We start from the raw sequence: 2,777 nt of genomic DNA, 5'->3' as shown, positions 1-2,777 counted from the left end.
ATGGCGCTCTCCTCCGTCTTCGTCCTCGCCAACGCCCTCCGCCTGCGCCGCTTCACCGCGCCGACCGCCAGGGCAAACAGCGCCGCCGCATGACGGCAAGGCGTCCCCGGCACATCCGGGGACGGCCGCTGCAACGGACCGCGGGAGGCGTTCTGCCACTGGGGATTGGGGTGGTGCTGCAAGAGAGGATTGAACTCTCGACCTCTCCCTTACCAAGGGAGTGCTCTACCACTGAGCTACTGCAGCCCGCATTTGTGGGGCGCGTGTTAGACGCAATTTCCCCCCCGCGCAAGCGCAATCTGGCAGCGTCCGGCACACGATCTGGACGGGTGGCGCCATCCCATGTAGAGAGGGCCGCATGGACAGGAAACCCCCGAAAACCGCCGGCGGCGCGGCGGGCGAGAACCGGGGCGACCGGCTGAAGGCGGCGCTCAAGGCGAACATCGCGCGGCGCAAGGCGCAGGCGAAGGCGCGGGGGGCGGGCACGCAGCAGCAGGCGCCGCTCACGGGCGCGTCGCGGGACAAGGAAGGCTGAGGCAGGCATGGATTCGATCATCGTCACGGGCGGAGCGGAGCTTTCCGGGCGGATCCCGATCGCGGGGGCGAAGAACGCCTGTCTCGCGCTGATGCCGGCGACGCTGCTCAGTGACGAGCCGCTCACCCTGATGAACGCGCCGCGGCTGTCCGACATCAAGACGATGACGCTGCTGCTGCAGTCTCTCGGCGTCGAGGTCACGGCGATGCAGGACGGCCGGGTGCTGACGCTGTCCAGCCACGCGCTGACGAGCCACCGGGCGGACTACGACATCGTGCGCAAGATGCGGGCCTCGAACCTCGTGCTCGGGCCGCTGCTGGCGCGGGCGGGTCATGCCGTCGTCTCGCTGCCGGGGGGCTGCGCCATCGGGGCGCGGCCAATGGACATCCACATCGCCGGGCTGGAGGCGCTTGGCGCCGAGATCGAGCTGCGGGACGGTTACCTGCACGCAATGGCGCCGGGCGGGCTCAGGGGCGCGGTGATCGAGCAGCGCTTTGCCAGCGTCGGCGCGACCGAGAACGTCGTCATGGCCGCGACGCTCGCCAAGGGCACGACGGTGCTGAAGAACGCCGCGCGCGAACCCGAGATCGTGGACCTCGTCCAGTGCCTGCGCCAGATGGGCGCGCGGATCGCGGGCGAGGGGACGGACACGATCGAGATCGAGGGCGTCGACCGGCTCGGCGGCGCCACGCACCGCGTCGTCGCCGACCGGATCGAGCTTGGCACCTACATGATCGCGCCGGCGATCGCGGGGGGCGAGGTCGAACTGATCGGCGGGCGGCGGGAGCTGCTGCCGTCGTTCTGCGAGAAGCTCGAGACGGCCGGCGTGACGGTCACCCAGACCAACGACGGGCTGAGGGTGGCGCGCGCGAACGGGCGCGTCCACGCGGTCGACGTCAAGACCGAGGTCTACCCCGGCTTCCCGACGGATCTTCAGGCGCAGATGATGGCGCTGATGTGCACCGCCGAGGGCGTCTCGGTGCTGGAGGAGACGATCTTCGAGAACCGCTTCATGCACGCGCCGGAACTGATGCGCATGGGCGCGCGGATCGACGTCCACGGCGGCCATGCCACGGTGACCGGGGTCGAGCGGCTCAGGGGCGCGCCGGTGATGGCGACCGACCTAAGGGCCAGCGTGTCGCTGATCCTCGCGGGGCTAGGCGCGGAGGGCGAGACGCAGGTGAACCGGGTCTATCACCTCGACCGCGGCTACGAGCGGGTGGAGGAGAAGCTGTCGGCCTGCGGCGCGAGGATCGAGCGGGTGCGCGGCGAATGAGCGCGGACAAGGAGTTCGGGGACGCCCGCTTCGAGGATGCGGCCGAGCGGCCGCTGAGGCTCCGGGCCGAGGCGGCGGAGGACGTGCCCGTCTTGGCCGCCCTCGTCCAGGACGCGGTCCTGACCGTGGCCGACATGAGCTGGCAGCCGAGGCTCCGCCGGCTCGCCTTCCTGGTGAACCGTTTCCGCTGGGAGGACCGCTCCGCCGCCGAGGCGCGCGGGCGCCCCTACGAGCGGGTGCGCTCGGTCCTGATCGTCGGCGGGGTCACGCAAGTCGCCTCGCAGGGGATCGACCGCGGCGACCGGGAAGAGGTTCTCTCGGTTCTCGATGTGGTCTGGGTTCCGGGCGAGGACGCAGCCGGCGCGGTCGAGATCACGCTCGCCGGCGACGGTGCGATCCGGGCCGAGGTGGAGTGCCTCGACCTGACCCTCAGCGACGTAACGCGGCCGTACCTGGCGCCGTCGCGCAAGGCGCCGGAACATCCCGAGTGACGGCTGCTTGGGGGGCGGCCCCCCCCCGGGCGCGAACCGGGTCCGGGGCCCCGCCGAGGGATTTCGGACCGGGTGAAAGCCGGGCCGCTTGAGGCGAAGCCCCGGGGCGGATAAGGGGAAGCGGGAACGGGAGAGATGCCGATGCCGCTGATGCTGTCGACCGCCGATCCGGGCTTCGAGGCCGCCTTCGCGAGGCTGCTCGCGATGAAACGCGAGGATGCGCCGGACGTGGATTCGGCCGTCGCCGCAATCATCGCCGAGGTGCGGGCGCGGGGCGACGCGGCGCTGATCGAGCTGACGGCGCGGTTCGACCGGCTGGAACTGACGCCGGACAGGCTTGCGTTCTCCGCAGCCGAGATCGCGGCGGAATGCGCGAAGGTCGGGGCCGAGGACCGGGCGGCGCTGGAACTGGCCGCGGGCCGCATCCGGGCCTACCACGAGCGCCAGATGCCGCAGGATGCGCGCTGGACCGATG

4 protein-coding genes and 1 tRNA gene are annotated in these 2,777 nt (G+C 71.4%); 4 read left to right on the top strand and 1 reads right to left on the bottom strand.

The window, feature by feature from the left end; translation table 11 throughout:
• Positions 1-171 precede the first annotated feature (171 nt).
• Positions 172-246, bottom strand: a tRNA-Thr gene (locus F9K34_RS18385).
• 112 nt (positions 247-358) lie between these two features.
• Here F9K34_RS18385 and F9K34_RS18380 point away from each other — a divergent pair.
• The 4 genes from F9K34_RS18380 to F9K34_RS18365 form a co-directional block, all read left to right on the top strand.
• Entirely contained in the window at positions 359-535 is a 177-nt protein-coding gene (locus tag F9K34_RS18380) for a hypothetical protein (RefSeq protein ID WP_291338551.1), read from the top strand.
• 7 nt (positions 536-542) lie between these two features.
• On the top strand, positions 543-1,811 hold the full coding sequence (murA, locus tag F9K34_RS18375; RefSeq protein ID WP_291338550.1) for a UDP-N-acetylglucosamine 1-carboxyvinyltransferase: 1,269 nt from the start codon (positions 543-545) through the stop codon (positions 1,809-1,811).
• Entirely contained in the window at positions 1,808-2,302 is a 495-nt protein-coding gene (locus tag F9K34_RS18370) for a DUF2948 family protein (protein WP_291338549.1), read from the top strand. Before murA ends, F9K34_RS18370 begins: the two co-directional genes overlap by 4 nt.
• Positions 2,303-2,443: 141 nt before the next feature.
• Positions 2,444-2,777, top strand: a 334-nt coding sequence (locus F9K34_RS18365) for a histidinol dehydrogenase (RefSeq protein ID WP_291338548.1), incomplete at its 3' end; no start/stop codon positions are given.

Origin of the sequence: Albidovulum sp., assembly GCF_008933605.1 — a bacterium.
In the GTDB taxonomy this organism is placed as follows: domain Bacteria; phylum Pseudomonadota; class Alphaproteobacteria; order Rhodobacterales; family Rhodobacteraceae; genus Albidovulum.
Note: the sequence above shows the minus strand (reverse complement) of the source record. Positions and strands in the feature narration are given on the sequence as shown.